The organism is Chryseobacterium sp. 14P4.3.2 (genome assembly GCF_057799275.1).
Genome location: NZ_JBYOKO010000002.1, coordinates 358197 through 376324 on the forward strand (window position 1 = coordinate 358197; position 18128 = coordinate 376324).

15 protein-coding genes are annotated in these 18128 nt (G+C 36.5%); 8 read left to right on the forward strand and 7 right to left on the reverse strand.

The genetic code is table 11. The features are described 5' to 3' along the window. Positions 1 to 121 precede the first annotated feature (121 nt). The 5 genes from AC27VX_RS05265 to AC27VX_RS05285 all read left to right on the forward strand — a co-directional run bounded on the left by AC27VX_RS05265 (position 122) and on the right by AC27VX_RS05285 (position 5889). Positions 122 to 1456, forward strand: coding sequence for a TolC family protein (locus tag AC27VX_RS05265; protein WP_236854554.1), 1335 nt, complete (start codon positions 122 to 124; stop codon positions 1454 to 1456). Between the two features lie 5 nt (positions 1457 to 1461). Then, complete coding sequence (locus AC27VX_RS05270; RefSeq protein WP_488694227.1) at positions 1462 to 2508, forward strand: HlyD family secretion protein; 1047 nt, start codon at positions 1462 to 1464, stop codon at positions 2506 to 2508. Between the two features lies 1 nt (position 2509). Further along, positions 2510 to 2770: a hypothetical protein gene (locus AC27VX_RS05275; protein WP_236854556.1), complete on the forward strand. Its 261-nt coding sequence runs from the start codon at positions 2510 to 2512 to the stop codon at positions 2768 to 2770. Further along, positions 2760 to 4322: an MFS transporter gene (locus AC27VX_RS05280; protein WP_236854557.1), complete on the forward strand. Its 1563-nt coding sequence runs from the start codon at positions 2760 to 2762 to the stop codon at positions 4320 to 4322. Before AC27VX_RS05275 ends, AC27VX_RS05280 begins: the two co-directional genes overlap by 11 nt. A 205-nt stretch (positions 4323 to 4527) precedes the next feature. Next, positions 4528 to 5889 (forward strand): aldehyde dehydrogenase, encoded by a 1362-nt coding sequence (locus tag AC27VX_RS05285; protein WP_488694229.1) that lies wholly within the window; start codon positions 4528 to 4530, stop codon positions 5887 to 5889. Positions 5890 to 5952: 63 nt separating this feature from the next. Here the strand turns inward: AC27VX_RS05285 and AC27VX_RS05290 are convergent, their stop codons facing one another. Further along, on the reverse strand, positions 5953 to 6516 hold the full coding sequence (locus AC27VX_RS05290; protein WP_488694231.1) for a thioredoxin family protein: 564 nt from the start codon (positions 6514 to 6516) through the stop codon (positions 5953 to 5955). Between the two features lie 81 nt (positions 6517 to 6597). Here AC27VX_RS05290 and AC27VX_RS05295 point away from each other — a divergent pair, with 81 nt between their 5' ends. The 3 genes from AC27VX_RS05295 (at position 6598) to AC27VX_RS05305 (ending at position 9143) form a co-directional block, all read left to right on the forward strand. After that, positions 6598 to 7476 carry a lysophospholipid acyltransferase family protein gene (locus tag AC27VX_RS05295; protein ID WP_236854560.1) on the forward strand — a complete coding sequence of 293 codons (879 nt, stop codon included), beginning with the start codon at positions 6598 to 6600 and terminating at the stop codon, positions 7474 to 7476. 12 nt (positions 7477 to 7488) lie between these two features. Next, positions 7489 to 8472 (forward strand): glycosyltransferase family 2 protein, encoded by a 984-nt coding sequence (locus tag AC27VX_RS05300; RefSeq protein WP_488694233.1) that lies wholly within the window; start codon positions 7489 to 7491, stop codon positions 8470 to 8472. Positions 8473 to 8588: 116 nt separating this feature from the next. After that, on the forward strand, positions 8589 to 9143 hold the full coding sequence (locus AC27VX_RS05305) for a 3'-5' exonuclease (protein WP_236854562.1): 555 nt from the start codon (positions 8589 to 8591) through the stop codon (positions 9141 to 9143). Positions 9144 to 9213: 70 nt separating this feature from the next. On the opposite strand, the gene apaG is transcribed toward AC27VX_RS05305, so the two are convergent. The 6 genes from apaG to AC27VX_RS05335 all read right to left on the reverse strand — a co-directional run bounded on the left by apaG (position 9214) and on the right by AC27VX_RS05335 (position 18125). Continuing rightward, positions 9214 to 9603, reverse strand: coding sequence for a Co2+/Mg2+ efflux protein ApaG (gene apaG, locus AC27VX_RS05310; RefSeq protein WP_236854563.1), 390 nt, complete (start codon positions 9601 to 9603; stop codon positions 9214 to 9216). A gap of 81 nt (positions 9604 to 9684) precedes the next feature. Next, a complete protein-coding gene (odhB, locus tag AC27VX_RS05315; RefSeq protein ID WP_236854564.1) occupies positions 9685 to 10938 on the reverse strand; it encodes a 2-oxoglutarate dehydrogenase complex dihydrolipoyllysine-residue succinyltransferase in 1254 nt (417 codons plus the stop codon). A 38-nt stretch (positions 10939 to 10976) separates the two neighbouring features. Beyond that, entirely contained in the window at positions 10977 to 13790 is a 2814-nt protein-coding gene (locus tag AC27VX_RS05320) for a 2-oxoglutarate dehydrogenase E1 component (RefSeq protein WP_488694236.1), read from the reverse strand. A gap of 125 nt (positions 13791 to 13915) precedes the next feature. Beyond that, the gene (locus tag AC27VX_RS05325; RefSeq protein ID WP_488694237.1) at positions 13916 to 14956 is read right to left on the reverse strand and encodes an SRPBCC family protein; all 1041 of its coding nucleotides are present in this window, start codon (positions 14954 to 14956) and stop codon (positions 13916 to 13918) included. Between the two features lie 197 nt (positions 14957 to 15153). Continuing rightward, a complete protein-coding gene (locus tag AC27VX_RS05330) occupies positions 15154 to 16422 on the reverse strand; it encodes a glucose-1-phosphate adenylyltransferase (protein ID WP_236854567.1) in 1269 nt (422 codons plus the stop codon). A gap of 296 nt (positions 16423 to 16718) precedes the next feature. Beyond that, positions 16719 to 18125, reverse strand: coding sequence for a glycogen synthase (locus AC27VX_RS05335; RefSeq protein ID WP_488694239.1), 1407 nt, complete (start codon positions 18123 to 18125; stop codon positions 16719 to 16721). Between the last annotated feature and the right edge of the window lie 3 nt (positions 18126 to 18128).

Here is an 18128-nt window from a genome sequence, read left to right on the forward strand (position 1 = left end):
AGAATTTTTAAATTGGCGTAAATGAGCAAATCTTTTTCTGTTTTCACAAATAGAGTCTTCTCCTTCCGGGCGTAACTTTGCTGCATCAAAATCATTTTAGCAAAAATCCTTTAATTAATTTATGAATATCACATTTAACGCAGGCAGATATCTGTGCATTGCGTTGTGCTTGTTATTGAGCAATATTTTACATTCACAGATGATAGACTACCAACATATTGGTTTACAACAAGCTATAGAAGTTGGGTTGAAAAACAACAAAAACATTCAGATAAGTCATCTAAAACAGGAAATGTCCGCCACCAAAGAGAAAGATCTCAAAATGGAAAAACTTCCGGACATAGAATTCCATACAAGCTATACTCAGGTTACCAACCTTTTTCAGTATCAGGATGGCGTGTTCAATAAACCGACAAAATACGATGCCATCAATGGAATGTATGATTTTACACTCTCCGCTTCCATCCCGGTGTATATGGGTGGGAAAATCAAAAACACTGAAAAGAAAGCAGCCATTGACACTGAGATTTCAACTCTAAAGACCCATCTGGATGAGAGACAGCTTAAAATGGAGATTATTACTGCCTTTTTACAGATTCACCATCTGAAAGAGCAGCAAAATCTTATCAATGACAAAATGAAAGAAGATTCTGTAAATATCAAACAGGTTAAAGTTCTTAAGGCAAATGGTGTTGTAACAGTAAATGAAGTGCTAAGAACCTCTTTGCAGCTTTCTAATCATAAAATGAGCTGGACAGAACTGGATAATGACATACAGATTGCAGAACATAAGCTGAAAACAATTCTGGCCTTACCGGAAAGTCAGGAAATGCACGTTAACACAGAAGATCTGATTTCGGATAAAGCGGGAATTCCTTACATTGATGAATTGACGGAAACAGCCCTCACCAAAAATGAATCTGTTGAAATGACTCACAAAAATCTTTCTTTAAAAGAGCTGGATCAGAAAATCACCAAAGCTAATTATTTACCTAAAATAACAGCTGGTGGAGAATATTTTATAAAGTATCCGAATATGATGTTCTTTCCTCCGGAGCCTTATGCTTACCGTCTGGGAATGCTTGGCGTAAATCTTACTTACCCTATTGAAAACCTGTACAAAAACAAATACAAAATGCAGGAAGCAAAGGAAAATATTGATCTTGCCAAACTTCAGATAGAAGAGAATGAAGAGAAAATAAGACATACGGTATATGAAGCCTACAAAAAGTTTCAAGAAACCGATCAGAAAGTAAAAATAGCAGAAGAAGCAATTGATCAGGCTAAAGAGAATTACCGTATTGTAAGAACAAAATATGCCAATAAGCTAAGTCTTATCACAGAATTAATCGATGCTGACAATACTTATCTGGAAGCAGAATCTAATTTAATATCCGTAAAAATCAACCGACAACTAAAATACTATCAACTCCAATATACGATTGGAAACTTATAAAAACTATGGCACAGAAACAACTGACACAAAAGGAAAAAAGAATCAACAAAACAATTACCTTACTGGCCTGGATCCTTATTATCAGCGGAATCACAGGAATGGTAAGTTTCTATATCTTTTCCAGAAGTAATGTCACTACTAATGACGCACAGATAGAACAGTATATCACTCCGGTATCAAGCAAAGTTTCAGGATTCATTAAAACCATAAAATTTAATGAGAATCAGTTTGTACATAAGGGAGATACTTTAATTGTCATAGACAACAGAGAATATACGAATCAGGTACAAATGGCAGAGGCTAATCTTCATGCCACTACAGCTACTATTGCCACTATCCAGAGCGGAGTGAATACCAAAGAAAGTGATACAAAGATCATTGATGCAAAGATTACTTCTGCAAAAATTGATATATGGAGAACAGAACAGGATTTCAAACGATATAAAAACCTGCTGGCCGAAGATGCTGCTACAGAACAGGATTTTGAAAATATAAAAGCTTCTTACGAACAGTCAAAAGCCAACCTTTTGGCATTGGAACAGCAAAAAAATGCAGTAAAAGCAGGAGCTAATGAGCAGCAGACCAAGGTTGCTCCTGTTAAAAGCCAGATTCAGCAAAGTTCTGCCAATCTTAATAATGCCAAACTGTTCCTGTCTTACACCGTAATTACAGCACCTTATGATGGCTGGGTAGGTAAAAAAACGATTCAGGAAGGGCAGCTCATCAAAGAAGGACAGGCACTGGTACAGATCGTAAGCAAAGAAAAATGGATCATTGCCAACTATAAAGAAACACAGCTTGGACAGATTGATCAGAAGCAGGAAGTAATTATCACTGCTGATGCTTATCCTGGGATTGAATTTAAAGGAAAAATCCTTTCAGTTTCTCCTGCATCGGGATCGCAATTTTCATTAGTAAAACCAGATAATGCTACTGGAAACTTCGTAAAAATTGAACAGAGATTTCCTGTGAAAATTCTTCTCGATACCAATAAAGATAATGAAAAGCTTCTTTCCGGGATGAATGTTCTGGTAAGTGCTAAGAAAATATGATATGAGTATTGGAAAGCCTCAGAAGGCTCTCTGGTTTAATTCATTTTCAATTTTTTTAAAGTTAGATTTTTTTTACCGCGAAAAGGCAAAACCGCAAAATAGCGAATCTGCAAATTTTTTCTTGAGCATATTTGCCATTTTACCTTTTACTTTTACACCTTTGCCCTTTTGTCTTTTCGCATTTTTTAATTCAGGCACAAAAGTTTTATTAACCATAGCAGCTTTCGCAGCCTATTTCGCTATCAAAAACAATGCAGCATAATACAGTTTATCATAAATGGGTACCACAATGGCTGAAACTGCCTCTCCTTACACTGGCACTGTTTCCCCATTTGATGTTGTTGTCGCTCTTACATTCAAACAGCGCCTTCACCTCTTCTTTTATGGATGTAGATTCAGATGACATCCAGTATTTAATGATTTTGATGTATGGGACATTTGTGGTTACCCTTTTAGTTTTACAGCGGTTCATGGCTTACTTCAGTGTGAAGTATTACATTCTGCTCATGGCATCTGTTTCAGTGATTATTCTTTACGTCCTATCCGTCACCAATGATTATCATGTCATATTGGTTATCCGGTTTTTAGAAGGCATATTCGGGCTTCTGGAAGGGGCTATTTTCCTTCCTTTGATTGTTGCAGAATTAAAAACAAAACATGCTAAAGTTTTCTCTTACCTTCTGATGTATGCTATTATGCTTACAGGAGGTACAGTGACCACTTCCCTGTTAAAATCAAGTATTGAAGATTATGATTTCCGGCATATGGTTTTAATGATGGTTTACTTTCATGTATTTGTTCTGATTATTGGGATCACTATTTTTAACAGAAACCGTTTCTTTCCAAAAAAACCCTTATATCAGCTGGATATTACCAGTTGGTTTTTACTTTGGGTTTGTCTTCAGGCCGGCGGCTATGCTATTATCTATGGAAAAAGATTAATGTGGCTTGAATCTGATACGATTATAATGTGTCTGTTTGTTTTTTTGCTTTCAGGAGGTTTATTTATGCTTAAACAGAGAAATTCCAAGAGACCTCTGTTTCATTTTGAGGTTTTCGGTTCTAAAAACGTGATTGCCGGGATGATTCTGTTCTTTATTTTTTACCTGATCCGCTCCGGCCTGAACAATGTATACAGTATCATGGCTACAGTCTGGAAATGGCCGTGGGATTATATTGTGAACATTCAGTACTGGAATGTTGCGGGAACGCTGTTGGGTGTATTCGTGTCAGGAATATGTCTGGTAAAAGGAATTTCATCAAGAATTGTTTTCTTTACAGGTTTTCTGCTGTTGGCCGTAGATTGTGCATGGTTTACGTACACTTTCTATCCGGACACCAGTCTTTTCACCATCTGCCCGCCTCTATTTTTACAGGGAGTTGCTCAGGGACTGCTTTTTACTCCTTTGGTTTTCTTTCTGATTTCAGGAATGCCGGAAGAATATGTAGCCAATGCGACTGCTTTAGGAACTACTACCCGTTTCTGGACTACTGCTATTGGGTATGCTCTTATGCAGAATCTGATGCTATTTTTAACGTTAAAACATTCCGATACCCTTAGCTTTAACCTTACCGATACCAATCCTGTTTTTTACAGCCAGTGGAACCAGATTTTTGGAGCTAATATTTCAAAACTTCCCGTCAATGAATCCTTATCTATGACAGCAGGTGCTTTTAAAGCTAAAATAACAGCACAGTCGATTTTACTTTCCAATATGGAAATTTTCACGGGGTTATTCTGGCTGTCATTTATTACAGCACTTCTATTGCTGCTTTATCATCCTGTAAAAATAGCAGTAAGAAATATTATGTAATAAGGATAAGCCTTTAATATGAAAAACTAAAGATTTATTGTTTCTTAATTATTTTCACACAATAGCGCTATTTCCATTCTTATCGTTAATTAAGCAAAATCAAACAATACAACCTCTGTTTTTTTTAACTTTGGCCGGCTTATTGTTCATTTTCCCCAATAAGAATATTGCAGTTATAACTACTATTTAATGTAAAAGCTTACGAATGGAAATTGAAAAAATTGTACTGAGTCAAAAAGATTTCTTTAAAACACAGCAGACCAAAAGCCTTGCCTTCCGGAAGATCTATCTTGAAAAGCTTCGGAATCTGATAATTACCAATGAAGATATGCTGTATGAAGCGATTTACAAAGATTTTGGAAAATCTAAATTTGACACATTCACTACAGAACTGTCTTTTATTCTTCATGACATAGATTATTACTTAAAGAACCTAAAGTCTCTTGCAAAACCTAAAAAAGTAGGCACCAATCTTGTCAATCAGTTTGGAAACAGTAAAATTTATGCTGATCCACTGGGTTGTGTACTGGTTATCGGAGCATGGAATTATCCTTATCAATTATCACTTTCCCCGATTGTTGCTGCCATTGCTGCTGGAAACTGCTGTATTCTAAAGCCCAGCGAAATTGCTGAAAATACGATGAAAGCGATGGCTGAAATTATCAATAAAAATTTTCCGCCCGAATACCTGTATGTATACGAAGGCGGTATTGATGAGACTACAAGACTGTTAGAGTTAAAATTTGATAAAATATTTTTTACAGGAAGTACAAAAGTCGGAAAGATTATTTATAAAGCGGCTTCGGAACATCTTACTCCTGTTGTTCTTGAGCTGGGCGGTAAGTCTCCGGCTATTGTTACTAAAGATGCCAATCTTGACATTGCTGCCAAAAGAATTGTATGGGGAAAATTCCTTAATGCAGGGCAAACCTGTGTTGCGCCGGATTATTTATTGGTGGAAGAGGTGATTCAGGAACAGTTTCTGGAAATGCTCAGGAAATACATTAAAGAATTTAAATACAATGCTGATTCTGAACAATATACAAGAATCATCAACCAAAGAAATTTTCATAGACTAACTAAGCTTATCAGTCCGGAAAAAATATACTGTGGTGGAGGTTTCAGCGAAGAAAAATTATATATAGAACCCACCATTCTTACTGATATCCATTGGAACGATGAAATCATGCAGGAAGAAATTTTTGGCCCGCTCCTTCCTGTTCTCAGTTTTCAAAACTATAATGCCGCTTTGAACTCCATTTTAGAACTTGAAAAACCTCTTGCGGCATATCTTTTCACTAATGATACTGAAGAAAAAGAGATATTTACAAAAAGGCTTTCTTTTGGAGGAGGCTGTATTAATGAGACTATTATGCATTTGGGCAATGGGAACCTGCCGTTTGGAGGTGTAGGAAATTCCGGGATAGGAAATTATCACGGGAAATATGGTTTTGATTCTTTTTCTCATCAAAAATCTGTTCTTGAAAAAGCTACCTGGGGTGAGCCGAATATTAAATATCCACCCTATTCTGAAAAAAAATTAACGTGGATTAGAAGGCTGTTATAATAATACACCAACTTTTACAAAACAATAAAAACTCTTTTTAGATGACTAAAAAGAGTTTTTATTTTACACTTTACCTTTTTCCAAAAATTCCTTCACTTTTTCTTTGCTATAGCCCTTTCCTTCCTCCAGAACCTCGCTTTGCTGGACGTGAATTTTTTTCCCGTTTTTATCTAAAATAATAAAGAATGGATAAGCTTGCTGTTCGTTTGTATTAATATACTGAGCAAAAACTTTTTCATTTTTATTATCCGGAGAATAATTCAAATGATAATACACATATTTTTTGTCTGCAATCTCCTTCAGTTCAGGAGTTGTCTGTACAAAATTATTAAAACGAAGACACCAGATACACCAGTTTCCACCAGCCTGAATCAAAATATTCTTCCCTTCTTTTTTTGCCTTGGCAATCGCGTTATTGATATCTGCATGTGCATCAGCCTTTGGATTATAAGGCTTAGGCAATTTCACTTTTTCTTCAGCAGCTTTTTTCTTTGCTTCTAAATCTTTCTGCTCTGTCTGCACTATAAGAGCTGTTTTTTGCTTTCCTTTATCTGGTAAATTCTTTACCTCCTGAGAAAAAGCAAGAGCGCTTAATCCTACGAAAGCTAGTATTGTCAATTTTTTCATAACATAAAAGTAAAAAAAATAATATATATCCCCCTGCAAAAATAGAACCATAATTTTATTATTACTAAATTTGCCTGTTTTATGAATTTCCTAATCAAAATATTATACTTCATCTCTAAGCTTCCGCTTAAAATATTATATATTTTTTCGGACGTTATCTTCTTCTTAAATTATTATCTGGTAGGTTACAGAAAAAAGGTTATTACCCAAAATCTGAGAAATTCCTTTCCTGAGAAATCTGAAGAAGAGATCAGAGAAATCCGCAAAAAGTTCTATCGTAATTTCTCCGATTATCTCGTAGAGACTATAAAATCATTCAGTATCTCTGAAAAAGAGGCAAGAGTGAGGATGCAGCACATTAATCAGGATGTATTTCACGAGGTCCAAAAAGAAGGTAAAAATATCATTCTGCTTGCCGGACATGTATTTAACTGGGAATGGATCAATGCATTGGCAAGAATTGTCCCTCAAAAACATTGTCACCCTGTTTACAGAAAAGTAAACAGTGATTTTTGGGAAAACCAGATGAAAAAAGTCCGTAATAAATTCGGAAATGAAGCATTGGAAGCCAATGAGGTAATCAGAAATATTTTCAGAACTAATAATGACGGAAGTTCTATTTATATGTTTGTTGCTGATCAGACTCCCCATTTCTCTCATGTAACTTATGGGCTGAAGTTTCTCAACCAGCGGACACCCGCTTTTATAGGATATGATAAACTGGCAACCAGAATGGATCTTGCCTTTATCTACTGCGAGATGAAAAAAGTAAAACGCGGTTATTACCAAGTTAATTATCACAGAATATATCCGGACAATGAAAAGTTTACCGAACACGAAGTGGTAAGAAAATTTCATAAGCTGCTAGAGAACACCTTACACAAAAATCCGGACAATTATCTTTGGTCCCACAGAAAATGGAAGTATCAGGATTCTATCAAAACATTTGATTCTGAATAAAAATAGATTGACATGCAGAAAAAACTGGCAGTTGCCATCTTGAACTGGAATGGCAGAAATTGGCTTGAAAAATTTCTTCCAAATGTAGTTGAATTTTCTCAAAATGCAGACATTTATGTTATTGATAATCTTTCTACAGACGATTCCGTACCCTTTATAAAAGAGCATTTCCCTACAGTAACGGTCATTAAAAATGAACAGAACTATGGGTTTGCGGGAGGCTATAATGAAGGGCTAAAAAAAATAAGCAATCCATACTACTGTCTTCTCAATTCTGATGTAGAAGTTACAGAAAACTGGATAGAACCTGTATTGGAGTTGTTTGAAAAGAATGTTTCAGTCGCCGCAATTCAACCTAAAATTTTATCTTATCATAATAAAAGTTATTTCGAATTTGCCGGAGCAGCCGGTGGTTTGATTGACAATCTTGGTTATCCCTATTGCAGAGGAAGGGTTTTTGATGATCTGGAAGAAGACAAAGGACAATACAATGATGAAACAGAAATCTTCTGGGCATCGGGATGCTGTCTTTTTATCCGTTCAAAAGATTTTTGGGATCAAAATGGCTTTGATGCCAGATTTTTTGCACATCAGGAGGAAATTGATTTATGCTGGAGGCTTATCAATACCGGAAAAAAGATCTTTTACACAGGAAAATCCAGTGTGTATCATGTAGGGGGCGGAACGTTGAATAAGCAGAGTGCTCAGAAAACGTTTTTAAACATCAGAAATAATCTTTCTATGATGCTGAAAAATCTTCCTTTCCCTCAATTGATATGGCTTATTTTTTTCAGACTCTGTCTGGACGGTATCGCAGGAATTTATTTTGGCTTCAAACATGGATTTCTACACCTGTGGGCTGTAGTAAGGGCTCATTTTGGATTCTACGGGCAGCTTCCGGGGACCTGGAAACTTCGACAGAAACATCAGAAAAAGAATTTCTACCAATCGAAATGGTTAATCTTCAGACACTTTCTGGGAGGAAAAAACAAGTGAAAAATTAATAGTTATGGAAAAGACATAAATAAGTGTATTGTCTTACCAACTAAGGATATATTATTCTTTGTCAACTTAGAACCATTAAACAATAACAACTAATTTACAATGTAACAATGGATTTCTGTGCAATAGATTTTGAAACAGCAACTCACGAGAGAAGCTCAGCTTGTGAAATGGGAATTTGTGTGGTACAAGACTCTAAAATTGTAGAGACTAAAACCTGGCTGATCAAACCGCCAAGTTTCCCTTATTTCAATAAATTCAATATTGCTGTACACGGGATTCATCCCGAAGATGTACAAAATGCACCTACCTTTGATGAAATATGGCATGAAGCACAAGATATGATGTACGGAAGCCTTATGATTGCTCATAATGCGAGTTTTGATGCTTCCGTCTTAAGAGGCTGCCTGGAATATTATGGATTGTTTACTCCCAGCGTAAACTATCTGTGCAGCATTCAGCTTGCTAAAAAATCTTGGAATTATCTTCCAAAATATGGATTGAAACCTTTGGCGGAATACCATAATATTAATTTTAACCACCACCGCGCAGGCGCTGATGCTGAAGTATGTGCCAAAATATCTCTGCTGGCTTTTGAGAAGCTCTTTCTCACCAGTAATGATGAAGTGCAGGATTACATGAAAGCAAAAATCAAAAAGCTTTAGTAATTATACAATAATTAAAACCCGGGTTCTTTTTATCTGACCTCTGTACCTCGTTAAGATACAGGAAAAATTAATTACTTAAAACTTCAGACAACAGGTTGAATTTTGGAATATCCACTTCAAAAGTTTCCTGCGTTTCCATGTTTTTAATCAGGTATTTTCCGCCCATATTCCCTACTCCGGAACGAAGCATCACATTTGAAAAATAAGCGAAATTTTCACCTTGTCCTATTTCAGGAGTCAGACCTATTACGCCGTCTCCTATAATCTCTGTGTATCCGAATCCTACATCAAAAATTAACCATTTTCTTTTCAATACTTTGATAGGAAAGCTTCCGTCATTTTCTATCGTAATATTGTATTTAAAAACATAACGGTTTTCGGAGGGATAACTGTTTTTACTATCATATTCAGGTATTACTGAAACTTTGATATTGGAAGTCATTTTTGAAAACATCATTGTCGTATTTTCTTAATAGATACAAAAATCTCGCCTTTTTTAAGGCGAGATTATATATTTATATTATAATTTTATTAAAACTTATAATCCAAGGCCTTTTCTCTCGTTACCTCCCATCAATACTTCAACAGGATTGTCAATGCCTTCTTTTACCGCAACAAGGAATCCTACAGATTCTTTTCCGTCGATAATTCTGTGGTCATAAGACATAGCCACATACATCATTGGCCTGATAACTACCTGTCCGTCAACAGCTACTGGTCTCTGGATGATATTGTGCATTCCAAGAATTGCAGATTGTGGAGGGTTGATGATTGGTGTAGACAACATAGATCCGAAAGTACCGCCGTTTGTAATAGTGAAAGTACCCCCTGTCATTTCATCCACAGTAATCTTACCGTCTCTTACTTTTACAGCAAGATCTTTGATGTTTGCTTCAACTCCGCTGAAAGTCATGTTTTCTGCATTTCTCAATACAGGAACCATCAATCCTTTAGGTCCTGAAACTGCAATTGAGATATCACAGAAATCATAGTTTATTTTGAAGTCTCCGTCGATAGATGCATTTACATCCGGATACATCTGTAATGCTCTGGTAACTGCTTTTGTAAAGAAAGACATAAACCCAAGTCCAACTCCGTGTTTTTGAGCAAATTCTTCTTTGTAAAGTTTTCTTAATCTGAAAATTTCAGACATATCTACTTCGTTGAAAGTTGTCAACATCGCTGTTTCGTTCTTTACAGAAACCAGTCTTTGAGCGATTTTTCTTCTTAAAACTGAAAGTTTAGTCGTAGTAGTAGTTCTTGCGCCTGTAGCAGTTAAAGAGTTTCCTCCTAATGCAGGAACTGCAGCCAGTTCAGCATCAGTTTTAGTGATTCTGCCATCTCTTCCTGTTCCGGAAACCTGTCCTGCATCCATTCCTTTTTCGTCAAGGATTTTCTTAGCTGCCGGAGATGGAGCCCCTGTAGCATAAGTTTGTGGAGCGGCTACCGGAGCAGCTGGTTTTGGAGCCTCTTGTTTAGCAGGTTCAGCAGCTTTTGGAGCTTCTTCCTGTTTCGGAGCTTCAGCAGCAGGTGCAGCACCTTCTGGTCTGGCAGCATCCATATCAATTAAACAAACTACCTGACCTACTTGTACCACATCACCTTCTTCTGCTTTTAAAGTGATAATTCCACTTTGTTCTGCTGGCAATTCAAGCGTTGCTTTATCTGAATCTACTTCAGCGATAGGTTGATCTTTTTCTACGTAGTCACCATCTTTTACAAGCCAAGTTGCAATTTCAACTTCTGTGATTGATTCGCCCGGTGAAGGAACTTTCATTTCTAAAACTGACATATCGAGTATTTTTTATTTTTTAACTGATTATTATTTAATTAAGCTGTAACAGGTCTTTTTACCGGAGCATCATCTCTGTCAAAGACTCTGTTGATTACTGCGTTCTGATTTTTTTCGAACATTTTGTGGCTACCTGGAGCCGGAGCACCGCTTGGTACCGGAGCAACAACCTCAATTCCTGTGTTTCTGAAGTTTCTTAGGATATAAGACCACGCTCCCATGTTTTCCGGTTCTTCCTGAGCCCAAACTAATTGTTTTTTGTTCTCATACTTGCTGAAGATAGCTTCAATAGCATCTGTCTGAAGTGGATATAACTGTTCGAATCTTACTAAAGCAATATTTTCACAGTTTAATTCTTCTTTCTTCGCTAATAACTCGAAGTACAGTTTACCTGAGCAAAGAACTACTTTTTCAACTTTCTTAGGATCTGCAGTAGGATCGTCTAGGATTGGCTGGAATGAACCGTTTGCAAAATCTTCAAGTGGAGAAACAACTTTAGGGTGTCTCAATAGAGATTTAGGACTCATTACGATCAATGGTTTTCTGAATCCCCACTTCAATTGTCTTCTTAATAAGTGGAAGTAGTTTGCCGGTGAAGTAATGTTAGCTACCACCATGTTTTCATTGGCACAAAGTGTAAGGAATCTTTCCAGTCTTGCTGAAGAGTGTTCTGCACCCTGTCCTTCTGAACCGTGAGGCAATAGCATTACCAATCCATTCTGAAGTTTCCATTTTTCTTCTGCAGCTGCCAGATACTGGTCAACGATGATCTGAGCTCCGTTCACGAAATCACCAAACTGAGCTTCCCAGATTGTTAATGTATTTGGAGAAGCCATTGCATATCCGTAATCAAAACCTAGAACACCATATTCTGAAAGGTGAGAGTTGAATACATCAAATCTGCTTTCTGATACATGTCTTAGTGGAATATATTCTTCTTCTGTATCTTCTGTTTTTACAACAGCATGTCTGTGAGAGAATGTACCTCTTTCCACATCTTCTCCGGAGATTCTTACATTATGACCTTCTACAAGCAGTGTTGCATAAGCTAACCACTCTCCCAATGCCCAATCTAATGAATTGCCTTCAATAGCTTTGATTCTGTTTTCGAAAAGTCTTGTAATTTTATTGATGAATTTTTTATCTCCAGGAAGTGTTGACATTTTAAGGGCCAATTCTTTCAGCTTCGCTGCGTCATATTTTGTATCAACAGGCAACTGAACTGCTCCTCTTTTTCCGATCGGATAGTTAGTCCAGTCTTCAGACATGAAGAGATCCATTACGTTTTTCTCAATTTCTTTGGAAGCATCAAAGTCTTTATCTAAAAGAGCCTTGAAGTCAACCTCCATCTTTTTGATGATATCATTTGAGATAACGCTGTCGTTGATCAGTTTATCTTTATAAATTTCTCTCGGGTTCGGGTGCTTGGAAATAGCTTTGTAAAGATTGGGCTGTGTAAACCTTGGCTCATCACCTTCGTTGTGACCATATTTTCTGTACCCTAAAAGGTCGATATAAACATCTTTTCCGAATTTTGCTCTGAAATCAGCAGCAAAATGGATTGCATGAACTACTGCTTCAGCATCATCAGCATTTACGTGCATTACAGGAGATTCTGTAACTTTTGCAATGTCTGTACAGTATGTTGAAGATCTTGCATCAAGGAAGTTTGTGGTGAAAGATACCTGGTTGTTTACCACGATATGAACAGTACCTCCTGTTTTATAGCCTTCCAATGTCATCATCTGAGCTACTTCGTAAGCAATACCCTGTCCGGCAATAGCACCATCACCGTGAATGATGATTGGCAATACTTTAGAGTAATCTTTGTATTTGTCATCTACTTTCGCACGGCAGATTCCTTCTACCAAAGCTGCTACGGTTTCAAGGTGAGACGGGTTTGGAGTAAGATTGATACAAACCTCTTCTCCTGAAGCTGTTTTGACCTTTTTAGATGATCCTAAGTGATATTTAACGTCACCTGAGAATACATCTTCTTCAAATTCTTTTCCTTCAAATTCTGAGAAGATCTGCTTGTAAGATTTCCCGAAAATATTGGATAATACGTTCAGTCTTCCTCTGTGAGCCATTCCCAATACTACTTCATCTACTCCTAATTGAGAAGATCTTGAAATTAATTGGTCTAAAGCAGGAATTAACGTTTCACCACCTTCCAGTGAGAATCTTTTCTGACCTACAAATTTTGTGTGAAGATAGTTTTCAAAGGCAACTGCCTGGTTTAATTTTAATAAGATTTCTATTTTTTCATTTGCAGAAAGACTTGGGTGGTTTTCATTTACCTGAAGCCATCTTTTGATGAAATCTTTTTCTTCAACATTGTTGATGTAAGTATATTCTACTCCGATAGAATCACAGTAGATACTTTCTAAATGCGTAATCAAATCTGCTAATGTAGCAGGCTCTTTCATTCCTGTTTCAACAGCACAGTTGAATTTAGTATTTAAATCTTCTTTAGAAAGCCCGAAGTTTTCGATATCTAAAGTAGGTGTATAGTGTCTTCTTTCTCTAACAGGGTTTGTTTTTGTAAACAAGTGCCCTCTTGTTCTGTAAGCTTCAATAAGGTTTACAACCTTGAATTCTTTTTTGATATGCTCAGGAACCTCTCCATTTGATACTGCCTGAGAAATCTGTTGTACTGCCGGAGCAGCATTGGCCGGAGCCTGAATAAATTGAATGTTATCGTCATCACCATAGTTCTCTAAAGCAAAATCGAAGCCTTGAAAGAAGGCTTTCCATGATGGTTCTAGAGAGTCCGGGAATTTTAAGTACTGTTGGTATAAATCCTCAATTAATTGAGAATGAGCTGCGTTTAGGAATGAAAATCTGTCCATTATTACAGTTTATCTATTTATTAAAATTTATTTGTAGAATTAATCTTCAAATTTAATAAAAAAAACCGAGTTAGAACAGTCTCAAACCGTTAAAAAAAATTAAGAAAATTAAAAATTAAAAAAAATCACTTATACACTGATAATGAGAGCTTCATATTCACTTCCTGCCCTTCCATAGGACGTTCAATAAAAGTCTGAAGGATGTCTCCGAAGCGCATCTCGTCTTTTTTCGCTTTCTGAATCAGCTGCTGAATTGCCTTAATTCGGCCTTCATAACTTCCTTTGTAGTACATCACGTAATTTTGAGACGGATTTACGGACCTAAAATTGAAATTATTATCAGACACTCCTATTTTCTTGGAAAGTGGAATTCCCAGGAAGTAAGAAACCTCTTTGTCCTTGTAATTATCCGCATCAGTCATCATAACCGGATATCCAAATTCATCATCTTTTTTCCCCATATCCATCGTCACAAAATTATACACTTTGTTATAATTCATCACGATATTTTTGTAAAGGGCGTCTTTCTTGTTTGAAGTACTTACATTGATCCCGAGCAACAGCTTATCTTCTTCTTTCTCCACCATCAGGCTGTCATATTTAATGGCTGCCATCCGGTTATCTTTTTCAACTTTATTTCCTAAGGAATTTTTAAGATTAACCATACTTTTGTTGATGTTCTCGGCAAAGCGGTCTTCGGTCCAGAAATTCTCTACCCTTTTCCACACAGAAAGTTTTGGGGTGTGCACATACCAGATAATTTTTGTCTTTTCTGCAGAAACAGGCTTAAATTTAACGTCAACTAATGTCGGATTTTCATTTTCATCCTCAAAAAGCTGATATTTCAGAGTTTTATTCAGATTCTCATACCTGATAAACATTTCCCCATCGGTATCGTTTTTAGGATCTACGTAGCTAATAGAGCTCCCCTGTCCTTCATAAGGCGTATAATAATCAATATCTATGGATTGTGAACTGGTAAAAAAGTTGTTCCATCTTGTAAAATTTTGAAGATTATTAAATTGAGTAAACACTTTATCCACCGGATAATCGATCTCTTTTTCTATCGTAAAGTTTTTACTTTCGTCAACAAAATAATACATGGAAGCAGCATAAGCTCCCCCCAGCAAAACAATAATTACAGTTAATATTTTAAAAATACGCATCGCACAAAAATAATACAAATAAAAAGAGTGAACAATATGCTGATCACTCTAGTTTTATGTTTAACAATAATTAACCTAGTAATCAATTTTCAGGATGGAAATCACATAAATGGGGTTAAAAATAATTGTTCGGAGCTTCATCTCCATAATTAACTGCCTTAATAATTTACTTTCTCCAACTTCAAATTTCTTTTTTACTACCCTATATGGGTGCCCGGAACCAATACAGCTCCTTTTTTTACAACAACGATACCATCCTGTACAGAATAAGTTCCGTAGTCTCCATCAGGAATATGCTTCCCTCCTATGATTTTTACGTTATCGCCAATGTAACAGTTTTTATCAAGTATTGCTTTTTCTATGTAACAATACTTACCAATTCCCATATTCGGACGTCCTGCTCTGTCATTCAGGACAATTTCGGTGGTATTCTGATAGAAGTCAGCTCCCATTACGTAAGAGTTGACGATAGTACTGCCTTTATCAATTCTTGTTCTGTTTCCGATCACTGAATTTTCAATTTTATCTGCCATAATGATACATCCGTCTCCAAAAACTGCCTTACTTACATAAGATCCGTTGATCTTGGACGGAGGAAGCATTCTCGCTCTTGTATAGATAGGTGAAGACGAGAATAAATTGAACTGGGGAAGATCCAGACAGAGATCCAGATTTGCCTCATAAAAGGATTCTATCGTCCCAATATCAGTCCAGTAGCCCTCATATTGATAGCTTAATGTTTTATATTTCCCAATGGAATTCGGAATAATATCTTTTCCAAAATCATCACCTGCTCCTTCGTCAAACATCTTTTTAAGGATCGTTTTTGTAAAGATATAAATCCCCATAGAGGCTAAAAACTCTTTCCCTTTATGCTTGTTTTCCTCGGAAACTTCGGATTTAAGGCCTTCCAGCATATCAAAATCCGGTTTTTCATAAAAAGAAGTGATATTTCCTTCATCATCAGATTTTAAGATCCCAAAGCCTGTCGCATCTTTAGCATTTACAGGAATTGTTGCTATGGTAAGATCTCCGCCATTTTCAATGTGAAAATTCAGCATTTCCCTGAAGTCCATCTGATACAACTGATCTCCTGAAAGAATCAGGATATAGTCATAATCATACTTTTCAAGGTGTTTCATAGACTGCCGTACGGCATCTGCCGTTCCCTGATACCAGCTTTCATTTTCTACATTCTGCTCGGCAGCCAGAATATCAACAAAACCTTTACTGAAAATATCAAAGTGATAAGAATTCTTGATATGTGAGTTAAGAGAAGCTGAATTGAACTGTGTTAGAACAAGGATTTTATTCAATCCTGAATTCAGACAGTTTGAAATAGGAATATCTACCAGTCTGTATTTCCCTGCAATAGGTACCGCTGGTTTTGATCTTGAATACGTTAACGGGAATAATCTTGTTCCTCTTCCGCCGCCCAATACAATAGAGATTACATTTCTGTTCATAAATATCTTGCGTTTTTTTATTTTATTAAGTTTACTGTTCTGTTCTTAGTGTTTGCATGAAGTGTACAGCAGTTAATTCTATTATCATCTTTATCATACCCATACACTGCCAATTCGTACATATCTGAATTACTGAGTTATTTTACCTCCTTATATACTCCGTCTATTTCTATATTGCATTTTTTAAGTTGTTCCCTGAAAGCCCCAGCGGTAATTAAAACATCCACCATATCAGATTTCTTCGATGTAAAATCATCTAAATCCTTTTCATACCTTGCTTTCCAGTCTTTACCATATCAGCTATTATATAAAGCTATGTATTTTTCCGCAGATTTCTCCCATGTAAAATCAAAATTCATGTTGGCATGGATAAGATCTTCCATCACTCCTTTTTGATTGTAAATTCCCAACGCCCTGTTTATTGCGTGCACAATATCATCCACTCCCGCATAGGTAAAGTTTAATCCCGCTCCTCCAGTTGAAATATCTTCTACAGTATCTCTGAGTCCGCCCGTATATCTTACCACCGGTACCGTTCCATACCTCATGGAATACATTTGATTCAATCCACATGGCTCTACTCTTGACGGCATCAGAAGAAAATCTGCCGATGCATATATTTTGTGTGAAAGATGTTCTTTGTAACCTAGATCCACTGCAAAATTGGTGTAGGTATAATTATATTCCTTCAATTTACTCTCAATATAATGGTTACCAGAGCCCAGAATCATAATGTTTAAAGCCCCATAACTTTGCTTGATACTTTTCCAAACAACATCGGGCAGCAGATCTGCTCCTTTTTCTGTAGCAAACCTACCGATAAATGCAAATAAAGGAAGTTCAGGCTTCAATCCGTATTCTTTACACATTTTTTCTTTATTCTTTTTCTTTTGGGCAACTGCATTTTCAATATTAAAATTAAAATCCAGCATTGGATCAGTTTCGGGGTTCCATATTTCGGTATCAATGCCGTTAATAATTCCGTATGCTTTTCCGAATTCCTGACGAACTAGGCTTTCCAGGCCGCGGAAGCTTATAAAAAGTTCTTCCAGATATCCTTCAGAAACAGTAGTAAAAGCATGAGAACATTTGATCATACTGGCCAGCGGGTTCATGAATCCGTTCCAATCCATTAATCCCCATTTATAGGAATCAAATGCAGGCATATAATTTGCCATATTCCAGCTCATCATCCCCTGATATTCTCCATTATGGATTGTTCCTATTGTTTTTACGCCTTTTAAGAACTCAAATTCCGGACAATTTTCTACCATAAATGGAACCAAACCGGTATGATAATCATGGCAGTGTAAAACATCAGGTCTGATCTCCATAGCACACATCCAGTGTAATATGCCCTGCTGAAATGCCATAAACTGAAAACTTTCATCCTGATATCCGTATGGATTATCTCTATCCAGTAATCCGGGAATTTTTACCATATAAAGTTCAAACCCCAAAACATCCGTTTTTTCTTTTAATACCTGAATCTGTAACCTGTTTGGCCCCTGATGAATAAATCCATCAAAAACCACATCAAATTCATGATCATACACAAAGGGCTTATTATACCATGGCATTACTACTTTGGCATCTATTCCTTTTATTTTGTTCTGATATTTAGGCAGCGCTCCAACTACATCTGCCAGACCTCCTACTTTTGCTACAGGGTAACATTCTGTACTTAAATGATAAATAACCATTCT

Excerpts from the sequence above, each read along its gene's own strand:
- AC27VX_RS05300 (WP_488694233.1), top strand. The coding sequence starts at position 7,489 with ATGCAGAAAAAACTGGCAGTTGCCATCTTGAACTGGAATGGCAGAAAT.
- AC27VX_RS05290 (WP_488694231.1), bottom strand. The coding sequence starts at position 6,516 with ATGAAAAAATTGACAATACTAGCTTTCGTAGGATTAAGCGCTCTTGCT.
- AC27VX_RS05305 (WP_236854562.1), top strand. The coding sequence starts at position 8,589 with ATGGATTTCTGTGCAATAGATTTTGAAACAGCAACTCACGAGAGAAGC.
- odhB (WP_236854564.1), bottom strand. The coding sequence starts at position 10,938 with ATGTCAGTTTTAGAAATGAAAGTTCCTTCACCGGGCGAATCAATCACA.
- AC27VX_RS05285 (WP_488694229.1), top strand. The coding sequence starts at position 4,528 with ATGGAAATTGAAAAAATTGTACTGAGTCAAAAAGATTTCTTTAAAACA.
- AC27VX_RS05270 (WP_488694227.1), top strand. The coding sequence starts at position 1,462 with ATGGCACAGAAACAACTGACACAAAAGGAAAAAAGAATCAACAAAACA.
- AC27VX_RS05280 (WP_236854557.1), top strand. The coding sequence starts at position 2,760 with ATGCAGCATAATACAGTTTATCATAAATGGGTACCACAATGGCTGAAA.
- AC27VX_RS05320 (WP_488694236.1), bottom strand. The coding sequence starts at position 13,790 with ATGGACAGATTTTCATTCCTAAACGCAGCTCATTCTCAATTAATTGAG.
- AC27VX_RS05330 (WP_236854567.1), bottom strand. The coding sequence starts at position 16,422 with ATGAACAGAAATGTAATCTCTATTGTATTGGGCGGCGGAAGAGGAACA.
- AC27VX_RS05335 (WP_488694239.1), bottom strand. The coding sequence starts at position 18,125 with ATGGTTATTTATCATTTAAGTACAGAATGTTACCCTGTAGCAAAAGTA.
- AC27VX_RS05295 (WP_236854560.1), top strand. The coding sequence starts at position 6,598 with ATGAATTTCCTAATCAAAATATTATACTTCATCTCTAAGCTTCCGCTT.
- AC27VX_RS05275 (WP_236854556.1), top strand. The coding sequence starts at position 2,510 with ATGAGTATTGGAAAGCCTCAGAAGGCTCTCTGGTTTAATTCATTTTCA.
- AC27VX_RS05325 (WP_488694237.1), bottom strand. The coding sequence starts at position 14,956 with ATGCGTATTTTTAAAATATTAACTGTAATTATTGTTTTGCTGGGGGGA.
- AC27VX_RS05265 (WP_236854554.1), top strand. The coding sequence starts at position 122 with ATGAATATCACATTTAACGCAGGCAGATATCTGTGCATTGCGTTGTGC.
- apaG (WP_236854563.1), bottom strand. The coding sequence starts at position 9,603 with ATGATGTTTTCAAAAATGACTTCCAATATCAAAGTTTCAGTAATACCT.